This window comes from Paraburkholderia sp. RL17-368-BIF-A (assembly GCF_046054045.1).
GTDB lineage: Bacteria > Pseudomonadota > Gammaproteobacteria > Burkholderiales > Burkholderiaceae > Paraburkholderia > Paraburkholderia graminis.
Genome location: NZ_JARESN010000003.1, coordinates 504,564 through 527,171, shown reverse-complemented (window position 1 = coordinate 527,171; position 22,608 = coordinate 504,564). Strand labels below are relative to the sequence as shown.

The 22,608-nt window shown below is 63.4% G+C and carries 19 protein-coding genes and 1 tRNA gene; 13 read left to right on the top strand and 7 right to left on the bottom strand.

Annotated features, from left to right (window positions below):
* Window positions 1-37 precede the first annotated feature (37 nt).
* From P0D87_RS08265 to P0D87_RS08255, 3 genes are all read right to left on the bottom strand, one after another.
* The gene (locus P0D87_RS08265) at window positions 38-862 is read right to left on the bottom strand and encodes an ABC transporter permease (RefSeq protein WP_006052464.1); all 825 of its coding nucleotides are present in this window, start codon (window positions 860-862) and stop codon (window positions 38-40) included.
* Window positions 859-1,902: an ABC transporter substrate-binding protein gene (locus tag P0D87_RS08260; protein WP_149029213.1), complete on the bottom strand. Its 1,044-nt coding sequence runs from the start codon at window positions 1,900-1,902 to the stop codon at window positions 859-861. Before P0D87_RS08260 ends, P0D87_RS08265 begins: the two co-directional genes overlap by 4 nt.
* Window positions 1,903-2,011: 109 nt before the next feature.
* On the bottom strand, window positions 2,012-3,079 hold the full coding sequence (locus P0D87_RS08255; protein WP_053858466.1) for a substrate-binding domain-containing protein: 1,068 nt from the start codon (window positions 3,077-3,079) through the stop codon (window positions 2,012-2,014).
* 197 nt (window positions 3,080-3,276) lie between these two features.
* Between P0D87_RS08255 and P0D87_RS08250 the strand changes: the two genes are divergently transcribed.
* From P0D87_RS08250 to P0D87_RS08240, 3 genes are all read left to right on the top strand, one after another.
* Window positions 3,277-3,361 (top strand) — tRNA-Leu (locus tag P0D87_RS08250).
* Window positions 3,362-3,572: 211 nt separating this feature from the next.
* Window positions 3,573-4,304, top strand: coding sequence for a class I SAM-dependent methyltransferase (locus P0D87_RS08245; RefSeq protein ID WP_053858465.1), 732 nt, complete (start codon window positions 3,573-3,575; stop codon window positions 4,302-4,304).
* 327 nt (window positions 4,305-4,631) lie between these two features.
* The gene (locus tag P0D87_RS08240; protein WP_029967552.1) at window positions 4,632-5,039 is read left to right on the top strand and encodes a cupin domain-containing protein; all 408 of its coding nucleotides are present in this window, start codon (window positions 4,632-4,634) and stop codon (window positions 5,037-5,039) included.
* 58 nt (window positions 5,040-5,097) lie between these two features.
* Here P0D87_RS08240 and P0D87_RS08235 read toward each other — a convergent pair whose 3' ends face one another.
* Entirely contained in the window at window positions 5,098-5,970 is an 873-nt protein-coding gene (locus P0D87_RS08235) for a hypothetical protein (RefSeq protein WP_053858464.1), read from the bottom strand.
* Between the two features lie 147 nt (window positions 5,971-6,117).
* Window positions 6,118-6,873, bottom strand: a complete 756-nt coding sequence (locus P0D87_RS08230; RefSeq protein WP_053858463.1) for an SDR family oxidoreductase — start codon at window positions 6,871-6,873, stop codon at window positions 6,118-6,120.
* Between the two features lie 502 nt (window positions 6,874-7,375).
* On the opposite strand from P0D87_RS08230, the gene P0D87_RS08225 reads away from it, so the two are divergent.
* The 5 genes from P0D87_RS08225 (at window position 7,376) to P0D87_RS08205 (ending at window position 12,924) form a co-directional block, all read left to right on the top strand.
* On the top strand, window positions 7,376-8,887 hold the full coding sequence (locus tag P0D87_RS08225) for a sugar ABC transporter ATP-binding protein (protein ID WP_053858462.1): 1,512 nt from the start codon (window positions 7,376-7,378) through the stop codon (window positions 8,885-8,887).
* 16 nt (window positions 8,888-8,903) lie between these two features.
* Window positions 8,904-9,929, top strand: a complete 1,026-nt coding sequence (locus P0D87_RS08220) for an ABC transporter permease (RefSeq protein WP_006051220.1) — start codon at window positions 8,904-8,906, stop codon at window positions 9,927-9,929.
* Between the two features lie 93 nt (window positions 9,930-10,022).
* Window positions 10,023-10,964 carry an ABC transporter substrate-binding protein gene (locus P0D87_RS08215; protein WP_053858461.1) on the top strand — a complete coding sequence of 314 codons (942 nt, stop codon included), beginning with the start codon at window positions 10,023-10,025 and terminating at the stop codon, window positions 10,962-10,964.
* Window positions 10,965-11,018: 54 nt separating this feature from the next.
* Window positions 11,019-12,317: an L-fuconate dehydratase gene (locus tag P0D87_RS08210; RefSeq protein ID WP_053859065.1), complete on the top strand. Its 1,299-nt coding sequence runs from the start codon at window positions 11,019-11,021 to the stop codon at window positions 12,315-12,317.
* A 100-nt stretch (window positions 12,318-12,417) separates the two neighbouring features.
* Window positions 12,418-12,924 carry a M48 metallopeptidase family protein gene (locus P0D87_RS08205; RefSeq protein WP_029967545.1) on the top strand — a complete coding sequence of 169 codons (507 nt, stop codon included), beginning with the start codon at window positions 12,418-12,420 and terminating at the stop codon, window positions 12,922-12,924.
* A 4-nt stretch (window positions 12,925-12,928) separates the two neighbouring features.
* On the opposite strand, the gene P0D87_RS08200 is transcribed toward P0D87_RS08205, so the two are convergent.
* On the bottom strand, window positions 12,929-15,277 hold the full coding sequence (locus tag P0D87_RS08200; protein ID WP_029967542.1) for an FdhF/YdeP family oxidoreductase: 2,349 nt from the start codon (window positions 15,275-15,277) through the stop codon (window positions 12,929-12,931).
* Window positions 15,278-15,443: 166 nt separating this feature from the next.
* On the opposite strand from P0D87_RS08200, the gene P0D87_RS08195 reads away from it, so the two are divergent.
* Window positions 15,444-16,877, top strand: coding sequence for an aminotransferase-like domain-containing protein (locus tag P0D87_RS08195; RefSeq protein ID WP_053858460.1), 1,434 nt, complete (start codon window positions 15,444-15,446; stop codon window positions 16,875-16,877).
* 62 nt (window positions 16,878-16,939) lie between these two features.
* Entirely contained in the window at window positions 16,940-17,269 is a 330-nt protein-coding gene (locus P0D87_RS08190) for a helix-turn-helix domain-containing protein (RefSeq protein WP_053858459.1), read from the top strand.
* Window positions 17,270-17,293: 24 nt separating this feature from the next.
* Here P0D87_RS08190 and P0D87_RS08185 read toward each other — a convergent pair whose 3' ends face one another.
* Window positions 17,294-17,788, bottom strand: a complete 495-nt coding sequence (locus P0D87_RS08185; RefSeq protein ID WP_053858458.1) for a lysozyme inhibitor LprI family protein — start codon at window positions 17,786-17,788, stop codon at window positions 17,294-17,296.
* Between the two features lie 250 nt (window positions 17,789-18,038).
* Here P0D87_RS08185 and P0D87_RS08180 point away from each other — a divergent pair, with 250 nt between their 5' ends.
* From P0D87_RS08180 to P0D87_RS08170, 3 genes are all read left to right on the top strand, one after another.
* Window positions 18,039-20,336, top strand: coding sequence for a putative bifunctional diguanylate cyclase/phosphodiesterase (locus P0D87_RS08180; RefSeq protein WP_006051228.1), 2,298 nt, complete (start codon window positions 18,039-18,041; stop codon window positions 20,334-20,336).
* Between the two features lie 109 nt (window positions 20,337-20,445).
* Window positions 20,446-21,846, top strand: coding sequence for an FAD-containing oxidoreductase (locus tag P0D87_RS08175; RefSeq protein ID WP_006051229.1), 1,401 nt, complete (start codon window positions 20,446-20,448; stop codon window positions 21,844-21,846).
* 185 nt (window positions 21,847-22,031) lie between these two features.
* Window positions 22,032-22,607: a TMEM175 family protein gene (locus P0D87_RS08170; protein WP_029967532.1), complete on the top strand. Its 576-nt coding sequence runs from the start codon at window positions 22,032-22,034 to the stop codon at window positions 22,605-22,607.
* Window position 22,608 lies beyond the last annotated feature (1 nt).

Sequence of the window (22,608 nt, the reverse complement as noted above, 5' to 3'; positions counted from 1 at the left end):
TTGCCGTTTTCGCCGGCGTCATGTTCGACGACGGCGCTCATGCGCTCGCCGCCACAGCGGAACCGCTCACGCTGCGCGCCAATGCGAGCACGGCCCACGTGACGATGCCGAGCACGATCGAAAGTCCCGCCGCTGTGATCATGTTCGCGTTGAGCGTGAACTCGGTGTAGATGGTCATCGGCAATACGTCGATGTCGGTGGCGAGCGTGAAGGCGGTGCCGAATGCGCCCATCGCGGTCGCGAAGCACACCGCGCCGGCCGCGATCAAACCGGGCGAGAGCGCGGGCAACACGACATCGCGCGTGATGCGCCACGGCGATGCGCCGAGCGAACGCGCGGCTTCCTCGAGCGACGCATCGAGCTTCGTCGCCGAGGCCATCACCGTGACGATCACACGCGGAATCGAGAAGTACAGGTAGCCGAGAAAGAGACCGCTCATCGAGTACGCGAACACCCAGCGGTCGCCGGTGAGCTTGAGTGAAAGCGCGCCGATCAGCCCTTGCCGTCCCGCGAGCATGATGACCATGAAGCCGACCACGACGCCGGGAAACGCGAGCGGAAACGTCAGCAATGCGAGCAGCGTGCGCTTGAACGCGAACTCGCGGCGCGCGAGCAGCAAACCGGCGATCACCGAAAGCACCAGCGTTGCCGCCGTCACCGCTGCCGACAGCATGACCGTTGCGCCGAGGCTCGACATGTAGCGCGGATTCGTCAGCATCGCGCGATAGGTGGCGAACGCGTGGCCGTCGCCGCTCAGTTGCGCGAGCGCGCCCATCGGCAACAGCCAGAACGCGATGAAAACCGCGAGCGCCGGCGCAAGCAATGCGATGCGCCAGCGCAGCGGGAACGTGATGTCGTTCAATGCATCACCTGCAAATAGCGTTCGCCGAAGCTCGCCTGCTTCTCGGCCATCTTGCCGAAGTCGACCGGTTTTGCACGTGCATAGTCGCTGGCCGGCAGGAACTTCGCGGCGGTTTGCGCGCTCATCGCATTCGCGCGCACGGGACGCAGATACGCATCGGCCCACAGTTTCTGGCCTTCGTCGGAGAGCACGAAATCCAGCACCTTCTTGCCGTTCGCTTCGTGCGGCGCGCCCTTCACGAGGCTCATCACATACGGCACGGAGATCGTGCCTTCTTTCGGAATCACGAATTCGACGTTTGCATGGTCTTTATATTTCGCGCGATAGGCGTCGAAATCGTAGTCGAGCAGAATCGGAATTTCGCCGGACATGACGCGCGCGTAGGCCGTTTGCTTCGGCACGATCGGCGCGTTGGCCTTGAGCTTGCGGAACCAGTCGAGGCCCGGCTCGAAGTTATCCAGCGTGCCGCCGAGCGCCTGATTCACCGCGACCGCGCCTGCATAGCCGACGAACGCGCTCGACGGGTCGAGGTAGCCGATCATGCCTTTGTACTCGGGCTTGAGCAGGTCGGCCCACGAGCGCGGCACCGGCTTGCCTTCGAGCGCGTCCTTGTTGACGAAGAAGCCGAGCGTGCCCGAGTGAATCGTGAACCAGTAGCCTTGCGGGTCTTTCAGGTTCGCGGGAATGTCGTCCCAATGCGCGGGCTTGTACGGCTCGACCACGCCCTTGTCCTTCGCCTGGAATGCCGACGATACGCCGAGATACACGACGTCTGCGACGGGGCTTTTCTGCTCGGCCATCAACTGCGCAATCGACTGGCCCGAGTTCTTGTTGTCGAACGGCACGCGGATGCCGGTCTTTTGCTGAATGGCCTTGATCTGGCTGGCCCAGTCGGCCCATTCCGGCGGACAGTTGTAGCAGATTGCGGTTTCGTCGGCGCGGGCCGTTTGCGGCGCGATGATGGCGAGCGCGGCGAGCGCGGCGCTTGCGAGCGCGCCCGCGCCGACAGCGAATGCCGTGGACTGCGCGAGGCGGCGCATCAGCGAGCTTGGCGGCGATGCAAGTCGAAGGGGAGAGCGGATCACTGTAGTTATCCTCACGAAAAAAGATGGCGGGTGGTTGGATCGCCTGTTTTCAGGCAGTTGTTATTCAGGACGCTAGATGAAAGCGCGTATTCGTTTGCGGCGCGGCGGTGTCGTTACGGTTCGAAATTGCGGCGATGGTCGCGCCTTCGCGCAGACTGTGCGGCAGCGTCAGCGCGAGCGGCGCATCGCCCACGCCTTCGTCGCTGCCCGTGACGCGCGCAAGCAAACGGCGCCACGCCGCGCAGCCGATCTCACGGTTCGGCGCGCAGACGCTCGCGAGCGGCGGCGACAGCAGTTCGCCCATCGCGAGGCCGTCGAAACCGAGAATCGACATATCGCGCGGAATCTGCAGACGCGCGCGGCGCAGGCCGCGCATCACGACCATCGCGAGCAGATCGTTGCTGCAGAAAAGCGCGCTCGGGCGATTCGCGCCGTGCGTCAGATGCGCGAGCACCGAGGGCGCGAGTTCGTCCGCGTTGAAGTCGACTTCGAGCGCGGGGGCGGGCATGAGGCCGGCTTGCTGCATCGCCTGTGCATAGCCGAGGTGGCGTTGACGCGCGCGGTCCGACGCGGCGAGCGTGCCGGCGAGCATCAGGATGCGGCGATGGCCGTGGGCGATCAGCATGCGCACGCCTTCGTACGCGGCCAGACGGTTGTCGACGGACACCGACGGACGCCGCACCGTGTCGTTGTGCATCAGCACATAGAGGAGGCCGTCGCGGTCGAGTTCGTCGAGAAGCGGATGCGTGTCGGCGTCGGTGACTGTGAGGATCAACCCTTCCACGCGATGTTCGCGCAGCGTTTCGATCGCGCGTCGTTCGCGGTCGGCGTCGTATTGCGTGGTCATCAGCATGAGCCGGTAGCCGTGCGCCGCCGCGAGTTCGTCGATGCCTTGCAGACATTCGGCGAACACCGGATTCGCGAGCGTCGGCACGATCACGCCGATCAGGCGCGTGCGCTCGCCGCGCAGCTGACGTCCGAGCGGGTTGGGCCGGAAGCGCAGCGCGTCGATGGACTGCCGGACCTTGTCGAGCGTGACGGAGTTCACGGTGTGCGGCGCGTTGATCGCGCGCGAGACCGTCGCGATGGAAAAGCCCGCGTGCGCAGCGACATCCTTGATCGTCGGGGTCATGGTTTCCGCTCGGTGGTGTCCGTTCGATGTAAACGTTTTCGGTGCCGATTATCGGGAACGTTTGTGACCGGGGGATGACTTCGGCGCGGCGGGGGAGTGGAGGGTTGTGAGGCGGCGGGTTGGCGCGGTTGATTAGCCCGTTGGTTGGCCCGGCGGCCAATGGTAGAATGCGCGTCCACGCGGTTTTGCCCACCCTCGCCGGGGTGATGAAATTGGTAAACATAGCGGACTTAAAATTCGCCGCCTAACGGCTTGCCGGTTCGAGTCCGGTCCCCGGCACCAGAGAACCAGGGCTTTCGGCGCGTGCGTCTGCGATTCAATTGACGCCGCCGCCACTTCAGCACTTCACCCATCTCCTCGCGGCGGATTCGCCCATACTCCTTACACAATCTTTCCTGTGTGGTAGAGTTTTCGGTGCGGTCGAAGCGATGCTCATCTGCAGCGAAGGCGATTAATTCATTAATTGAGAATCCGCGAGAGAGACTTATCGATCATGCATAACCTGAATTGGAAGAGCGACACGGACTTCGAGATGGGTGGCTACATCTTGCGCATGAATTATGAGCACGGTGGCAGCAAATTGAAGTCGGAGGGAAATGAGTTCCTTCTCATGAAGGCAAAGAACTTCCTCGGGCACTACACATCGCTTCGTCCGGAAGAATGCCGAAAAGTACTTGAATTAGGCGTTTATCAGGGCGGCTCCTTCGTCTTTCTGGATCAGCTTTTAAAGCCCGAAAAGATCTCGGCTCTCGAGTTATCGACTACTCCCATCCCCGCGCTCGATGAATACGTCGAGAAGAATGCCGGCCGCGCCAGGCTTTACTACGGGACGTCGCAAGACGACGTAGCTAAACTCCATCAAATCGTCGACGAAGATTTCGGCGGTGAACTGGACCTGGTGGTAGACGACGCTTCGCACTTTTACGAGCAGACGAAAACGTCGTTCAAGACCCTTTTCCCATTGGTTCGCCCTGGCGGTCTCTACATCATTGAAGATTGGAACTGGTCGTTTCAGGATGCATTTCAGGCATCCGATAATGGCTGGTTCCCCGTTCCGTCTCCGGCGAATCTGATGGTCGATCTGCTGGAAGACATGACCCGCAACCGCATGATTGCCGGGGTCGAAGTTCATCGCGAATTGTGGAAGATTCGCAGATCAGACGTTAATACCGGCGAAGTCTTTGCATCGCAAGGACGCAGAGGGCGGTCGATAGGACTCTTGTGACAGCGGTTCGCCGTGCCAACTGCTATTCGTTTGGCGCGGCTAAATCCCAAACTCCGCACAAACCACCGCACAGAGCATCGCACTAACCGCCGAAACGTTTCCCGTGTTGCCGGCGCCTGCTTGTGCCTGATTGGTGCCAGCCGGACAACACCGTGATCCCATCCGCGGGTCTACCGCGCCACACCACGTCGGCCTACGATGACTTCGTGGCGCTCATCGCCGCTCACGGCATCCGCCAGGCGCGAGCGTTCACCACAGCGTCCACTTCTTCCGTTCCTTGCCACCTTCGTCGCGCATGGGCAGGGCGCGCTATTTGAGAGGCACATCATGTTTTCACCAAAGAACACTGTAATCGCCATGCTCGTCGTCGCGGCTGCGCATGTCGGCGTGGCCGGTGCGGCGGCGCCCGAAGCCGTCGTGGCGCCGCTGATGGAAAAGGCGCTCGACGATTATCCCGGCAAGGAAGCGCTGATGATCACCGTGACCTATCCGCCGGGTTCCGTCGATCCCGTTCATCGGCATCATGCGCACGCCTTCGTCTATGTGCTGGAGGGATCGATTGTGATGCAGGTCAAGGGCGGCAAGGAAGTCACGCTTACGCCTGGGCAGACCTTCTACGAAGGGCCGAACGATGTCCATACCGTCGGGCGCAACGCGAGCCAGACGCAACCGGCGAAGTTCATCGTGCTTCTTCTGAAGGACAAGGGCGCGCCTGTTCTGGTGCCGGAGAAGTAAGCGCGTTCGTCATACGTCGATAGTCCAATTGTGCGACTGTGCGCAAACCGCGTCAGATTCACAGCGCACCAGCCAGCCACAGCGCGACGTTGACCGAATAGCGGTGAACGTCGCGCAACGCCTGCGGCTCGCTCTGCATCGTGTTTCCAGGAGGCTCGCTCACAAAGCTCGGGCAACCGAGTCGTGCATCCCAGTTGTAGTCCGCAAAATGATGAAAGGTACTTTGCGCGACTGCCGGACCTCCGCGGACCGAAGGTTCGAATGCGACTGCAAGATTGAAACTCTTGCCCGTTGCTTTGCTCTTGCCTCGTGCGATCACTCGGGCGGGTTCGTCCTCAGGAGCCTCGACGGCGCCTTCATGCGGATGTGCCGGCAGGAACCGGATCGCGCCGTCGGGAGAATCGGGGTCCGCCAACACGGGATGTGTGGGGCCCACGATCGTGATTTCCTGGAAGTCTCCGTTTCTGCCCGAGTGAAAATTGGGCCACGAGATGTGGGTCGAGAACGGGTCGTCGGCCACATGTCGCGATGGGTCGGGGTGCCGATTGCGCGTGTGAAAATGGTGCGCCTTGCCCACTCCGCCTAACGTGCAGAGTGAACTGCCCACATCCATGTGATCCCTCGTGACCAGCAGGCCGCGGCCCGCGCGTCGGAATCGCGTGATTCCCTCGCAATCTTCCGAGGTTAGACCGTCGCCTTCGTCGACGGCAAACAACCACAACTCGTCGAACTCGCTCTCATCGAGACGCGAAAGAATCGGGTCCGGCTCCCCGAGCCGCTCGCGGTCGCGAGCAACGACATTGAAGGCCACGCGCCCTTCGGGATCTCGATACGTCCGCAGTAATTCCGCGAGGCGGCTGAATCGCGCAATCGACCAGTCGTTGCTGCTCGGCGGGATGGTCGTTTGAAGCAGGATCTGGATGGTACGCATGATGGTGAATGAGTATGTCGGGACGAGGCGACCGATCGTAGCGCGGAACTGGCCGCCAGGTAGGCGTTAGATGAAGGCGGCTCTGAAATGCGTGCGCCCGGGCGAGAGCCGCCCGGGCAGGATTCGACGCGCACGCCAATAGTGTTCTCAGGCTCCGGCCTGCGAGTGACGCAGCCATTCGTCCAGGCCGATGCGGCCCAAGCGCGCGTCGCCCAACGGCACCAGCGACTGGTCGTCGACCAGGCCGCCGAAGTATCGGGCCTCCGGGTCTCTCACGACCTCGCGCGGATCGCCAGCGGCCTTCAGATAGCGGGCGATGATTTCGTTGAACGGCGCTTTTTCCGGGCCGGCAATCTCGACGATGCCGTTGCGCGGCGCCGCAAGCGCCACGTCGGCCACGATCGCGGCAACGTCGTCAGCCGCGATGGGCTGAAACAGGCCGGGCGACACCCTGATGACGGTTCCATCCGCACCCGACTCGGCGATGCCGCCGAGGAACTCCAGGAACTGCGTCGAGCGGATCACGGTGTAGGGGATGCCGGATTTCACGATCAGCTTTTCCTGCGCGACCTTGGCGCGGAAATAGCCGTTCTCCGGCGTCCGCTCGATTCCGACGATGGAGAGCGCGACATGATGCTGGACGCCCGCCGCTGCCTCAGCCGCGAGAAGGTTGCGGGTGGAAACCTCGAAGAACTCCAGCACGGCCTTGTCTTCGAACGACGGTGAATTGGCGAGGTCGATCACCACCTGCGCGCCGGCCACCGCTTCGTTGAGTCCCTCTCCGGTGATGCTGTTGATACCGCTTCTGGGCGACGCAGCGACGACCTCGTGGCCGTTCTCGCGCAGAATGGCGACAGCCTTCGAGCCGATCAGGCCGGTGCCTCCGATCACGACGATTTTCATGATTGCTGTCCTTTATCGATCATTCGACACCCCATTCGGGTTCGAATGCAGTTGAGGAAAGATCAGGGACGGTTCCCTGCCCTGAGCACGCGCTACGCTCGTTGAATCACATCACGATCATAGGCGGGCCCTGCCTGCTGCGGTAGGCATGCATGGAGACACATGGCGTTGCCGGCCCGGCACCAATCAGGGAACGGATCGGCAGGGGATCACGACCGAACGAAACCTGTAGAAGCGGTGTTTGCGGAGGCAGGCTTGTCTGAAAATCCCAAACTCTGCACAAACGACCCCCGTAACCACTCCAGACACTCGGGAATGCCTGCACTTGAGCCGCTGCCTTCGCGCGTCGTAGAATCGTCGCACATCGGTTTGGGGGTCCAGCAATGTGCCTGGCTTCTCGTTGCGATTTAAGACGAACCACCGCGCGCCGTCCGGCGCTTTCGCGCTCCGCCTGCCGGGTTGAGGCGAGCGTTTGCCGTGCAGCCGTCGTCGGCGTCGCGCCATGACCCCGCTGATTTCCGTCAAAAAGCTCAGCAAGAGCTTTCCCGGCGTGCGGGCGCTTCACGACGTCCAGTTCGAACTGATGGCGGGCGAAGTCCACGCGCTGATGGGCGAGAACGGCGCCGGCAAATCGACGCTGATGAAAATCCTCGCCGGCGTGTACACGCGCGATTCCGGCGAAATCCTGGTTGGCGGCGAGCCGGCCGAATTCCTGAGCCCGCGCGACGCGCAAGCCGCGGGCGTCGGCATCATTCATCAGGAACTCCAACTGATGAATCACCTCACGGTCGCGCAGAACATCTTCATCGGCCGTGAGCCGCGCGGGCGGCTCGGCCTCTTTCTCGACGAAGACAAACTCAACATCGCGGCGCGCGAGATTCTGTCGCGCATGCATGTGAATCTCGATCCGCGCGCGATGGTCGGCGAGCTGACCGTGGCGAGCCAGCAGATGGTGGAGATCGCCAAGGCGTTGTCCTTCGACTCGCGCGTGCTCATCATGGACGAGCCCACGTCCGCGCTCAACGACGCCGAAATCGCCGAGCTGTTTCGCATCATTCGCGAACTGAAGGCGCGGGGCGTCGGCATCGTCTACATCTCGCACAAGATGGACGAACTGAAGCAGATCGCCGACCGCGTCACCGTGCTGCGCGACGGCGAATATGTGGCCACCGTCGACGCCGCGAACACGACCGTCGAGGCGATCATCGGCATGATGGTCGGGCGCACGTTGAGCGACGCAACGCCCGCCGCGCGCGATGCGGCGCAAGGCGAGACCGCGCTCGAAGTCAGGCATCTGAACGCCGGCCCGCTCGTGCGCGATGTGAGCTTCACGTTGCGCCAGGGCGAGATACTCGGCTTTGCCGGTTTGATGGGCGCGGGCCGCACCGAGGTCGCGCGCGCGGTGTTCGGCGCGGACCCCGTCGAGTCCGGCGAAATCTTCGTGAAAGGCGCGAAAGCGTCGATTAAAAATCCAAGCGATGCAGTCGCGCACGGCATCGGCTATCTCTCCGAAGACCGCAAGCGCTTCGGGCTTGCAACGGGCATGGACGTCGAGTCGAACATCGTCATGTCGAACCTGCGCAATTTCCTGTCGCTCAACTTCTTTTTGCGCCGCGCGCGGATGCGCCGCCGCGCGAGCCATTTCATCAATCTGCTGGCAATCCGCACGCCCTCGGCGAGTCAGGAAGTGCGGCTCCTGTCCGGCGGCAACCAGCAGAAGATCGTCATCGCCAAGTGGCTGGAGCGCGACTGCGACGTGCTGTTCTTCGACGAACCCACGCGCGGCATCGACGTGGGCGCAAAAAGCGAGATCTACAAATTGCTGCGCAAGCTAGCGGACGAGGGCAAGGCAATCGTGATGATTTCGTCGGAGCTGCCGGAGATTCTGCGCATGAGCGACCGCATCGTCGTGATGTGCGAGGGCCGCATTACCGGCGAACTCAGCGCGAAAGAAGCGACGCAGGAGCGCATCATGCATCTGGCCACGCAGCGCCAAACCCTGAAAGCGGCGTGAGCCGCGAGAGGACGCTATGACAGTGCAATCCGATTCCTCCGCGCTCACCGGCGCGCGGCGCCTGAGCGGCCTGAAGGCCCGCATCTTCTCGCCGACGGCGTTGCAAAAGATGCTCGCCTTCGCGAGCCTCATTCTGCTGCTGGTGTTTTTCAGCTTCGCGTCGCCGGCATTCATGCAGATGGACAACATCCTCGGCATTCTGCAGGCGACGGCGGTCAACGGTGTGCTCGCCATTGCGTCGACCTTCGTCATCATCACGGGCGGCATCGATCTGTCGGTCGGCACGTTGATGACCTTCACGGCCGTAATTTGCGGCGTCTTTCTCACGTATTGGCATCTGCCGATGTGGCTCGGCGTGCTCGCGGCCATCGGCACGGGCGCGATCTGCGGGACGATCTCCGGCACGCTCACCGCGAAGATGAAAATCCCGCCGTTCATCGCGACGCTCGGCATGATGCTGCTGCTCAAGGGACTGTCGCTCGTGGTGTCGGCGGACAAGCCGATCTATTTCACCGACACCGAAAACTTCTACATGATTTCGCAGGACTCGCTGATCGGCTATTTCGTGCCGAGCCTGCCGATTCCGAACGCGGTGCTGATCCTGTTCTTCCTCGCGATCGCCAGCTCGATCACGCTCAATCGCACGGCGCTCGGACGCTACACGTTCGCGCTCGGCAGCAACGAAGAAGCGGTGCGGCTGTCAGGCGTGAACGTCGATCGCTGGAAGATCGCCATTTATGGCCTTGGCGGCGCGATTTGCGGCATCGCGGGTCTGCTCATCGCGTCGCGCCTGAATTCGGCGCAGCCGGCGCTCGGCCAGGGCTACGAGCTCGAAGCGATCGCGGCGGTGGTGATCGGCGGCACGTCCCTGTCGGGCGGCTCGGGGACGATACTCGGCACCATCATCGGCGCATTCATCATGAGCGTGCTGACCAATGGCCTGCGCATCATGTCCGTCGCCCAGGAATGGCAGATCGTGGTGACGGGCCTCATCATCATTCTCGCGGTTTACGCCGACATCCTGCGGCGCAGAAAGCGCTGAACACGCGCCGGACAATATTAACAAGGGAGGCGCGAGAACGCTTCCCCGACGACTGTAGAAGAAGAAGGTCCACACCTTAGGAGGAGAAAGTCCATGTTGAATCGGAAAGCATTCGGCGTCGTGCTCGGCGTGAGCGCGCTCATCGGCGGGGCGAATCTCGCTCATGCCGACGACGTTTATATCCCGCTTATTTCGAAGGGTTTCCAGCATCAGTTCTGGCAGGCCGTCAAAGCCGGCGCGGAGCAGGGCGCGAAGGAACACAAGGTCAGAATCACGTTCGAAGGCCCGGAAACCGAGGCGATGGTCGACAAGCAGATCGACATGCTGTCGGCCGCGCTCGCGAAAAAACCGCAAGCCATCGGCATTGCCGCGCTCGATAGCAAGGCGGCCATTCCGCTCCTGAGACGCGCGCAGTCGGCGAAGATTCCGGTGATCGCATTCGACTCCGGCGTGGACAGCGACATCCCGCTCACGACCTGCTCGACCGACAATCTCGCCGCCGCCGCGCTCGCCGCCGACAAGATGGCCGACGCGATAGGCAATGCGGGCGACGTCGGCGTAATCGTGCACGATCAGACGAGCCGCACGGGCATCGACCGGCGCGACGGCTTCGTGAACCAGATGAAGAGCAAGCATCCGAACGTGAAGATCGTGTCCGTGCAATACGGCGGCGGCGACCACCTGAAGTCCGCGGAGATCGCCAAGGCGATGATTCAGGCGAACCCGAACCTGAAGGGCATTTTCGGCGCGAACGAAGGTTCCGCGGAAGGCGCGGCAATCGGCGTCAAGGAGTCGGGCAAGAAGCTCGTGCTGATCGGCTACGACTCGGGCAAGGAGCAGAAGGACGACATCAATTCCGGCCTGATGGCGGGCGCGATCACGCAGAACCCGATCGGCATCGGCAAATGCGTGGTGGATTCCGCGGTAAAGGCGCTCAAGGGCGAGAAGCTGCCGAAGAAAGTCGATACCGGCTTTTACTGGTACGACAAGAGCAACATGAACGATCCGAAGATCGCGGCGGTGCTCTACGATTGATCGTCGCCCGAATGCAGCCGTCGAGGAGCGTGTGACATGACCACCAGCACCACGATCACTACCATCACCCGGCTGTCGGTGCGGGACATTCGCTTTCCGACCTCGCGCTCGCTCGACGGCTCCGACGCAATGAACGCCGCGCCCGATTATTCGGCCACTTACGTGACGCTCGAAACGGACGCGCCGCAAGCGCTCGTGGGTCATGGCCTGACGTTCACGATCGGGCGCGGCAATGAAATCTGCGTGAGGGCGGTGGAGGCGCTCGCGCCGCTCGTCGTCGGTAAAACGCTCGAGGAGATTGCCGCGAACATGGGCGCGTTCTGGCGCGCGCTGACGTCGGACAGCCAGTTGCGCTGGATCGGTCCGGACAAGGGCGCGATCCATCTGGCCACCGCGGCGGTCGTCAATGCCGTGTGGGACCTGTGGGCGAAAGCGGAAGGCAAGCCGGTGTGGAAACTGCTCGTCGATATGAGCCCCGAAGAACTCGTGCGCTGTCTCGACTTTCGCTATGTGACGGACGTCATCACGCCGCACGAGGCGATCGCGATGCTGCATCGTCACGCGGCGACCAAGGCCGTGCGCGAGAAGGAAATGCTCGCGCAAGGCTACCCGGCTTACACGACCTCGGCGGGCTGGCTCGGCTACGACGACGACAAGATTCGCCGCCTCGCGCGCGAAGGCGTCGCGCAGGGCTGGACGCATTTCAAGCAGAAGGTCGGCGGCAATCTGGATGAAGACATGCGCCGCGCCCGCATTTTGCGCGAGGAAATCGGCCCCGGCCGCAAGCTGATGATGGACGCGAACCAGGTGTGGGACGTCGATGAAGCCATCGCCAACATGCGGCATCTCGCGCAATTCGATCCGTGGTGGATCGAGGAGCCGACGAGCCCCGACGACATTCTCGGTCACGCGGCGATTCGCGCGCGGCTCGCACCGATCGGCGTGGCGACCGGCGAGCACTGTCATAACCGCGTGATGTTCAAGCAGTTGCTGCAGGCGCATGCGATCGACTTTTGCCAGGTCGACAGTTGCCGCCTCGGCGGTCTGAACGAAGTGATCGTCGTGCTGCTGATGGCGGCGAAGTTCGGCGTGCCGGTGTGTCCGCACGCGGGCGGCGTCGGTTTATGCGAGTACGTCCAGCATATTTCGCTGTTCGACTATATCTGCGTGTCGGCGTCGCTGGAAAATCGCGTGCTCGAATACGTGGATCATTTGCACGAGCATTTCGTCGATCCTGTCGTGATCCGCAACGGCCGTTATATGCCGCCGCAGCGTCCGGGCTACAGCATCGAGATTCACGCGGACTCGCTCGATCAGCATGATTTTCCTGGCGGCGCCGCCTGGCGTACGTGATGCACGCGAGGCAAGCGAAGAGACGGCCGTGTAAACTCGCCGTTTAGCGACTCGCTTGCGAAGTATTCGACACGCAGGCCGCCCACGCCAGGCCACGACCATGCATCATCATTTGAAATACCTGAGCGGCTATCCGCCCGCGCTGCTCGACAAAGTCACCAAGCTCATCGCCGACGATCAACTCGGCGCATACCTCGCTGCCCGCTATCCGAATACGCATGACGTGCAAACCGACCGTGCGCTCTACACGTATTGCGCGGAATTGAAGCGCGAGCATCTGCGCAGCGCGGAGCAGATCGACAAGGTCACGTACGACAGCAAGCTCGACGTGATGCGCCACGCGTTGGGCCTGCACACGAGCATCTCGCGTGTGCAGGGCGGCAAGCTGAAGGCGAAGAAGGAAATCCGCATCGCGTCGTTATTCAAAAACGCGGCGCCGGAGTTTCTGAAGATGATCGTGGTGCACGAACTCGCGCATCTGAAGGAAAGCGATCACAACAAGGCGTTTTACCGCCTCTGCGAGTTCATGCAGCCGGGCTACCATCAGTTCGAATTCGATCTGCGGCTTCACCTCACGCATCGCGCGTTGGCGAAGGCGCAGACCTGATACGTCACGCCGCGACGGCCTCGAGCGCCGACGCCTTCAACAACACGGGAATCGACTTCGAAGTCGGCGTGCCCGCGCCGTCCGCAACCGACGACAGCGGCACGAGCGGATTCGTCTCCGGATAATAAGCGCCGAGGCAGCCGCGCGGAATGTCGTATTCGACCAGCAAAAAGCCATCCGCGTGACGCTCGATGCCGTCGGCCCACACGCTCGTGATGTCCACGCGCTGTCCGGCCGCGAAACCCAGCATCGCGATGTCGTCCTTGTTGGCGAACAACACGCGCCGCTGTCCGTACACGCCGCGATAACGGTCGTCGAGCCCGTAAATCGTCGTGTTGTACTGATCGTGCGAACGCGTCGTCATCAGCGTCATCAGGCGCTCGCCATGCTGCTCGCGCGCGCGATGAATCGGCGTGTCGAGCGCGATGGCATGCACGAGGAACTGCGCCTTGCCGCTCGGCGTTTTCCAGATCCGTTCACGCGATGCGACGCCGAGATGGAAGCCGCCCGGCCGCTTCAGACGCTCGTTGTAATCGTCAAAGCCGTCGATCACTTTCGCGATGCCGTCGCGAATCAGCGCGTAGTCCGCGGCATGCGCGAGCCAGTCGACCTTGTCGCTGCCGAGCGTCGCGTGCGCCATGCGCGCGACGATCGCGATTTCGGAGAGCAGATTTTCTGAAGCCGGCTTATTCATGCCGTACGAGATGTGCACCATGCTCATCGAATCCTCGACGCTCACGCCTTGCGCGACGCCGTTCTGCAAGTCGATCTCGGTGCGGCCGAGCGTCGGCAGAATCAGCGCATCGCGGCCATGCACGAGATGGCTGCGATTCAGCTTCGTCGTGATGTGCACGGTGAGATCGCACGAACGCATTGCTTCCCACGTGCGCGGCGTGTCCGGCGTCGCAATCGAGAAGTTGCCGCCCAGACCGATAAACACCTTCACCTTGCGATCGAGCATCGCCTGAATCGTGTTGACGACATCGAGCCCATGCTCGCGCGGCGGCTCGAAACCGTACACCTCGCCGAGCCGGTCGAGAAACGCCTGCGTGGGCTTTTCCTCGATGCCGACAGTGCGGTCGCCCTGCACGTTCGAATGGCCGCGCACCGGGCACAGCCCCGCGCCGCGCCGGCCGATATTGCCGCGCATCATCATCAGGTTCGACAGCAGTTGCACTGTCGCCACCGAATTCTTGTGCTGCGTGAGACCCATGCCCCACGTCGAGATCACCGCGCGGCCTTTCGCGTAGATGTCGGCGAGCTTCAGCACGTCTTCGTACGGCACGCCCGATTCCGCGACGATGGTGTGCCAGCGCTCGGCGCGCAGGTCTTGTGCGAACGCCTCGAAGCCGACCGTGTGTTCGGCGAGGAACGCAACGTCGAGCACGCGTTCCAGACCGGACGCCTGCGCTTCGTCATCGAGTTCGATCACGCGCTTGGCCACGCCCTTGATGAGCGCGAAGTCGCCGCCGACCTTCGGGCGGATAAACACCGAGCTGATTTTCGTGCTGCCCATCGTCAGCATTTCCACCGGATGCTGCGGGCTCGCGAAACGCTCCAGCCCGCGCTCCTTCAGCGGATTGATCGACACGATGGTCGCGCCGCGCTTTGCGCACTCGCGCAGTTCGCCGAGCATCCGCGGATGGTTGGTCGCCGGGTTCTGGCCGAAGATCAGCAGCGTGTCCGCGTGTTCGAAGTCGTCGAGCGTGACCGTGCCCTTGCCGATGCCGACCGTGTGCGGCAAGCCGCGGCTCGTCGCTTCGTGGCACATGTTCGAGCAATCGGGGAAATTGTTGGTGCCGTACATCCGCACGAACAACTGGTACAGAAACGCAGCTTCGTTGCTTGCGCGGCCCGACGTGTAGAACGCGGCCTGGTCCGGATCCTCGAGGCGCTTCAGATGGCTCGCGATCAGATCGAACGCTTCGTCCCAGCCGATCGGCACGTAGCGGTCGCTCATCGCGTCGTAGACGAGCGGGTCGGTCAGGCGGCCGTGCTGTTCGAGCTCGAAGTCGGACTGCGTCATGAGTTCGGCGACCGTGTGCTCCGCGAAGAACGCGGGCGTCACGCGCTTGCTGGTCGCCTCGGCGGCGACCGCCTTGACGCCGTTCTCGCAGAACTCGAACGTGGACGCATGCTCGCGGTCGGGCCACGCGCAGCCGGGGCAGTCGAAGCCGTTCGGCTGATTCTGCTTGAGCAGCGTGCGGTAATTGCCGCCCGTGACCTTTTCCTTGATCAGGTTGATGGCGACGTACTTGAGCGCGCCCCAGCCGGCCGCCGGATGCGTGTACGGCTCGATGCGGGCGCCGCTGGTGTCGGCGCCTGATTTATTGCGGATGTCGGTGTTCTTCATGATGTTGCCGCGCGTGGTCTTGTCATGGCTTTTCGGGCCGATGTTCCAAGACTACTGTGTTCCAATCGCAGTGCAGCATACAGAAAAACAAAAAGGGAAGGGATACAGTTCTTGCGTTTTGTCATAGACTGGCGCGCGAGATATCTGTTTTCCTTGAGCCACGTCCTTGAAACTCTACGAAAAGCTCGCCGACGAAATCACCCAGTCCGTGCGCCGCGGCGTATTCGCGGCGGGCGAGCGGATTCCGTCCGTGCGGCAGGCGAGCCAGCAGCATGGCGTCAGCATCAAGACGGTGCTGCATGCTTATGCGTTGCTGGAAAGCCGGGGCATCGTCGAAACGCGTCCGCAGTCCGGTTATTTCGTGCGCGAAGCGGCGCTGAATGCGTTCCGCCCCGAGACGCGGCGCGCGGACAGCAAAGCCGCGCCGCCTGTCGCGCCGGTTGCCGCCGAAGTCGACGTGAGCCGTCTCGTGCTCTCCACGCTGCGCAGCATCCGCGCGCACGACGCCGTGCCGTTCGGCTCGCCGTATCCGGATCCGTCGCTGTTTCCGTGGCGGCGCATCAATCAGTATGCGAACGCGATTGCGCGCCGTCAGGCGAGCTGGAATCTGATCGACGATCTGCCGCCCGGCAACCCCGAACTGATCCGGCAGATTGCGCGCCGTTATGCCGAGAACGGCATGCCCGTCGATCCCGGCGAGATCGTCATCACGCTCGGCGCCACCGAGGCAATCAACCTCAGCCTGCAGGCGATCGCCAAACCGGGCGACACGGTGGCCGTCGAATCGCCGACTTACTACGCGATGCTGCACGCCATCGAGCGGATGGGCATGCGCGCTATCGAGGTGGCGACGCATCCCGTCGACGGCATCGACATCGACGCGCTCGCGCAGGTGATCGCAAGACAGAAGATCGCCGCCTGCATGGTGATGCCGAACTTCCAGAATCCGCTCGGTTTTCAGATGCCGGACGCGCGCAAGCGGCAACTCGTCGAACTGCTCGCCGCGCACCAGATTCCGGTCATCGAAAACGATGTGTATCAGGAGCTGTATTTCGGCGAGTCGCGACCGTCGACGTTGAAGAGCTTCGACACGCAGGGGCTCGTGCTGCATTGCGCGTCGTTCTCTAAAAGCCTGACCGCGTCGTACCGGATAGGCTGGGCGCTGCCGGGCCGTTATCGCGCGCAGGTCGAGAAGCTCAAGTTTCTGAATACGCTGACGACGCCTTCGGTGCCGCAGGTCGCCGTCGCCGATTATTTGCGGCAGGACGGCTACGACCGGCATCTGCGGCATGTGCGCAAGGTTTATCGGCAGCAGGCGAGCATCATGAGCGCGATGGTGCAGCGGTTCTTTCCGGCGGGCACGCGCATCTCCGCGCCGCAAGGCGGCTATGTGCTGTGGGTGGAGTTGCCCGAGCGCGTCGATTCGATGAAGCTGTATCGGGCGGCGCTCGCGCGCGGCATCACGGTCGGGCCCGGCATGATGTTTTCGACGCGCAACGATTTTCGCCATTTCATCCGGCTCAACTACAGCTATCCGTGGACGGCTGACAGCGAGGCGGCGTTAAAGACACTCGGCGAACTGATCACGCAGATGACGTGAAGCGCCGGCATCGCTCGCACGAAAAGCAAGGCGGCCGGCGGATAAAACACAAGGAGACATGAATGGACGAAGAGGGAATCGATCCGGTGCTGCTCGCCGTGCTCGCGCAGCTTTGGCGCGCGCAAAGCGAAAGGCCCGCGCGGCAGACGCCGGGCGGCGCGTGGTCGCTCGCGAAGCTGTCGAAGCAGGCGAACGTGCCGATGAGCGCGCTGCGGCGGCAGTTGACGGCGCTCGTTGACAGCGGCCTCGTGGAGACGATGTTCGATGAGGAGGGCGCCGGCACTGCGCGTCTTACGGAGACCGGCCGCGAGTTGTGCGCGGAGCTGTTCGGCGAGAGCGGAGCGGCGGAAGATGCCGCGCCTGATCCAGACACGCCGCCGAGCCTTCACTGAAGCGACGCACGGCGCAGCGCGTGACTACGTCCGTCCCAGCATCGCGACCCCGCAGAACCAGTCGCCGCCATGCGGCGTCTGGTGGTTCCACTGGCTGCCGTTCTGCTTGATGACGCTCGCGCACTGCTCGCCGATCACGATGCCGGGATGCGCGGCCGTGCATTGAAGCATCGTGGGATCGACGCTCGAAGCACCCATCCGCACGCCCGCAATCACCTGCTCCAGTTCGCCGATACGCGCCGCGTACCACGTCCCCAAACACGCGGCGTCGCGGCAATTCGCCTCGCGCCACGCCCACTTGCTGTCGCTGTCGGCGATGAAGCCGCGCCGGTCGCTCACCGTGCGCCGCGCTTTCCAGTAGAGTCGGCCCAACGTATCGTCGAGGCGCGACAGCGCGGGATCGTTGCAGATGATCTTTTCGGCGAGCGAGCGTCCCTTGCTGCAATCGAAGCTCGCGGCTTGAGCGGACGGATGCGCGATCAGCAGCGCGGCGATCAGAAGAGGGCGGACGATTTTCATGACGGTTCACGCGATGCAGGGTTTCTCATGCAACGGATGATCGTCCGATCGCGCGTCATGCGGACGCCGGAAAAAGCAGCGGTTAGCGCAAGTGATTACCAGATATTGCCTTGCGCGACGCGTGCGGCGCCGCGATAGTGGAAGGCACGGCAAATCGAAGCGCCGCCTGCGGGAATCCTGTGCATTCGACGGGTATACCCTGGTGCGCTGCTTACGCAATCTTGCCGATGTTGGGTAGGGGGGCGCATATATGAACCGCGAAGCGACATCACGCATGGAGGCAGGAGCGACGCCCGATAGTTGCCGATACCGGCCGGATCTGGCCGAAGAGGTGCTGGCGTCGGAGCGCAGCGTATTGCGGCTCATCACCCGCAATACGCCGTTGCCGGAATTACTGGACGAGGTGTGTCACCGCGCGGAAGCGCTGCTCGGTTCGGGCGCGGCATGCTCGATCCTGTTGCTCGACGAAGACGGCCTGCATGTGCGGATGGGCGGCGCGCCGTCGCTGCCCGCGCACTTCAGCGCGGCAATCGACGGTGTGGCGATCGGCCCGTGCGCGGGCTCGTGCGGCACGGCCATGTACGAGCGGCGGCTGGTGGTCGTCGAGGACATCGAGACGGACCCGCTGTGGGCGGACTTCCGCGCGCTCGCGTTGCCGCTCGGCCTGCGTGCGTGCTGGTCGGTGCCGTTCGAAAACGACGCGGGCGCCGTGCTCGGCGCGTTCGCCGTCTATCATCGCGAGCCGCGCCGGCCGACCGCTCAGGAAGAGACGATGCTGCGCGACATCGGCCGCAGCGTCGGGCTCGCCGTGCATCAGGACGCGATGGCGCAACGTCTCGCGAACAGCGAGGAGCATCATCGGCTCGTCGTCGATCATCTGATCGAAGGCATCGTCGTGCAGTCGCGCGAAGGCGTCGTGCTCGCCTGCAATCCGAGCGCGCAGCGCATGCTGCGCACCGGGCCGCAAATCGTCGGGCGCAGCATTCGCACGGTGATGGTGCGCGGCTTTCACGAGGACGGCTCGCCCGTGAAGGAAGATGAGCGGCCCACCAGCCAGGTGCTCGCGACCGGCAAGCCGATGCTCGGCGTCACGCTCGCCGTCGAACTGGTGAGCGGCGAAGTCATCTGGATCACCGAAAACGTGGTGCCGATCCTGAAGCCGGGGCAAAGCAAGCCCGACTCCGTGCTGATTTCCTTCACCGATATTGGCCCCGTGCGCGAGGCGCAGCGCCAGCTCAAATTCCTCGCGACCCGCGATTCGCTCACCGGCCTCTACAACCGCGCGTATCTGACCGAGCGGATGAACAGCCTGTTCGCGCCGGGCGCGCCGAACGGCAGCGGCGAATTCGCGAATGTCGCGGTGCTGTTCGTCGATCTCGACGGTTTCAAGAAGGTCAACGACACAGCCGGTCACGAGGCCGGCGACGCGTTGCTGAAGAGCGTCGCGCAGCGGCTCGCCGGCTGCGTCGGCCCCGACGACACGCTCGCGCGCGTGGGCGGCGACGAGTTCGTGATCGTGGTCGGCGCGAGCGATTGCAGCGACCGGCTGATCGCGCTCGCCCGTCATATCCTCGACGAAATCGCGGTGCCGTTCGCGGTGGCGGACAACGAGTACTACCTGGGCGCGTCGATTGGCATCAGCCGCTTTCCCGAAGACGGCCAGGATGCGCCGACGCTGATGCGCAACGCCGACTCGGCCATGTATCACGCGAAGCAGCGCGGCCGCAACAACTTCCAGTTCTTCACCGCCGAGCTCAATCAGCAACTGCAGCGCCGCTTTGTGATCGAGCAGTCGCTGCGGCGCGCGCTCGCCGGCGGCGAACTGAGCCTCGTGTATCAGCCTATCGTCGATAGCCACGCGGGCCGCACCATCGGCGCCGAGGCGCTCTTGCGCTGGTACAACAGCGAGCTCGGCAACGTGTCGCCCGCCGAGTTCATTCCAGTCGCGGAAGACGCGGGGCTGATCGCCGAGATCGGCGAATGGGTGCTCGCGCACGCGTGCGAGCAGGCGGCGCGCTGGCGGCGCACGCTCGCGCCCGACCTGATCGTCGCGGTCAACCTGTCGCCGCGCCAGTTCAACGACGGCCTCGTCGAGCGGATCAGGCGCTGTCTCGACCAGTCCGGGCTCGACCCGGCGGCGCTCGAACTCGAAATCACCGAGCGGCTTCTGATGAGCGACAGCGACACCGTGCTGCCGATGTTGCAGACCCTGAGCGCGACGGGCGTGCGTATTTCCGTCGACGACTTCGGCACCGGCTATTCGTCGCTGTCGTATCTGAAGCGCTTTCCGCTGCATAACCTGAAGATCGACCGGTCGTTCGTCGCGGGCTTGCCGGACCACCGCGATTCGATTGCGATCACGCAGGCGGTGGTGGCGATGGCGCATTCGCTCGGCATGAACGTCACCGCGGAAGGTGTGGAAACGCCCGAGCAGGCGGCGTTTCTGCGCTCGATCGATTGCGACAAGCAGCAGGGCTATCTGTACAGCCGGCCGGTGGGCGCGAGCGCTTATGCGCGGGCGTTGGCGGATGCGTATGCGGCGACGTGAGAGGTGACAAGCGCGGTGACGTGAGCGGTGACATGCGCGGTGACATGAGCGCGGCGGCGACTGGGCGTAAGATGCAACGACCCGCACGCGAGCCGCAAGGAGAGTCGTCATGGCACAGCACTTCGACGCAGTTGTGATCGGCACCGGACAAGGCGGCCCGCCGCTTGCCGTGCGTCTTGCCGAAAGCGGCCGGCGCACGGCGGTCATCGAACGCGCGGCGTTCGGCGGGACGTGCGTGAACGTCGGCTGCACGCCGACCAAGGCTTATGTGGCGAGCGCACGCGCGGCGCACGTCGCGCGCCACGCGGCGCGGCTCGGCGTGCTGGTGAGCGGTTCGGTCAACGTCGATCTGTCGGCGGTGAAGGCGCGCAAGGACAAGATCATCGGGCAGTCGCGCGACGGCGTCGAACAATGGCTGCGCGGCACCGAGAATGTGACGGTGTTCAACGGCCATGCGCGCTTCACGGGCGCGCATACGGTTTCCGTCAGCGGACCGGACGGCGCGCTGCTGCATGAAATCAGCGCCGACGAAATCTTCCTCAATACCGGCACGCGCGCTGTGGTGCCGCGGCTCGAAGGCATCGAGCGAATCCGCTATTACACCAACTCCAGTCTGCTCGAGCTTACCGAGTTGCCGAGCCGGCTCGTGATCGTCGGCGGCAGTTATATCGCGCTCGAATTCGCGCAGGTGTTTCGCCGCTTCGGCAGTGAAGTGATCGTGCTGGTGCGCGGCGAGCGCGTGCTCACGCGCGAGGACGCCGATCTTGCCGAGTCCGTGCAGCAGGTGCTGGCCCGCGAAGGCGTCGAGTTCCGCTTCGGCGTGCAGCCTTCGCGCGTCGAGCCGCATCCGCATCGCGAGAACGAAGTGTGCATCGGCTTCGAGCAGAACGTGCCGGCACTCGAGGCGTCGCATCTGCTGTTCGCGACCGGCCGCGAACCGAATACCGACGACCTCGGCCTGGCCGCCGCCGGCATCGAGACCGACCGGCACGGCACGATTCCCGTCGACGGCCAACTGCGCACCAACGTGCCGGGCGTGTGGGCGATCGGCGACATCAACGGACGCGGCGCGTTCACGCATACGTCCTACGACGATTACCAGATCGTCGCGGCCAATCTGCTCGACGGCGGCGCGCGCACGGTCGACACGCGCATCATGGCGTATGCGGTATTCGTCGATCCGCCGCTTGCGCGCGTCGGGCTTTCCGAGGACGACGTGCGCAAGAGCGGCCGCGACGCGCTGATCGCGACGATGCCGATGTCGCGCGTGGGCCGCGCGCGCGAACGCGGCGAAACCGACGGCTTCATGAAGGTGCTCGTCGACGCGCGCAGCAAGCAGATTCTCGGCGCGGCGATTCACGGCATTGAAGGCGACGAGGCGATCCATACGTTTATCGACATCATGACGGCGGGCGCGCCGTATCCGACCTTGCAATACGCGATGCATATCCATCCGACCATCAGCGAATTGATCCCTACGCTGCTCGACGGTCTGAAGCCTTTGAAATAGCTCGGCTCGAAAGAGGCGGATTGCAAGAGGCCGATCGCAAGACGTGGATCGACAACGCGTTGCGGCATCGCGGATAATCGCGAGCGGCGCGGGCCGTGCGTGCGATGTATGCGCGGTCCGCATTCAGCCTGCATTGGACCCGCATTCAACCCGCATTTAACCCGCATTCACTCGAGGAACCGCCGATGGGCAAGGGACGCGTCGAAGCCTTCAGCGATGGCGTGATCGCCATCATCATCACGATCATGGTGCTGGAAATCAAAGTACCGGACGGCTTCGACCTCGCCGCGCTGCGGCCGCTCCTGCCGGTGTTCTGCGCCTATGTGCTGAGCTTCATTTACGTCGGCATCTACTGGAACAATCATCACCATCTGTTCCATGCCGTGACGAAGGTCAGCGGCGGCGTGCTGTGGGCCAATCTGCATCTGCTGTTCTGGCTGTCGCTGCTGCCCGCGGTCACGCATTGGGTCGGCGAGAACCATCTGGCTTCGTGGCCGACCGCGCTATACGGCGTCGTGCTGTTCATGTCGGCGATCGCCTATTTCATTCTGACGCGCTTGCTCATCCGTCAGCACGGCCTCGACTCGGCGCTTGCGAAGGCGGTCGGCAACGACTTCAAGGGCAGGGTGTCGGTCGCGATCTATCTGGCGGGCATCGTGACGGCGTTCGTTGAGCCGTTGATTTCGGCGGCGCTTTATACGCTCGCTGCTGCGTGGTGGCTCGTGCCGGATCGGCGGATTGAGCACGTGCTGGAAGGTTGAG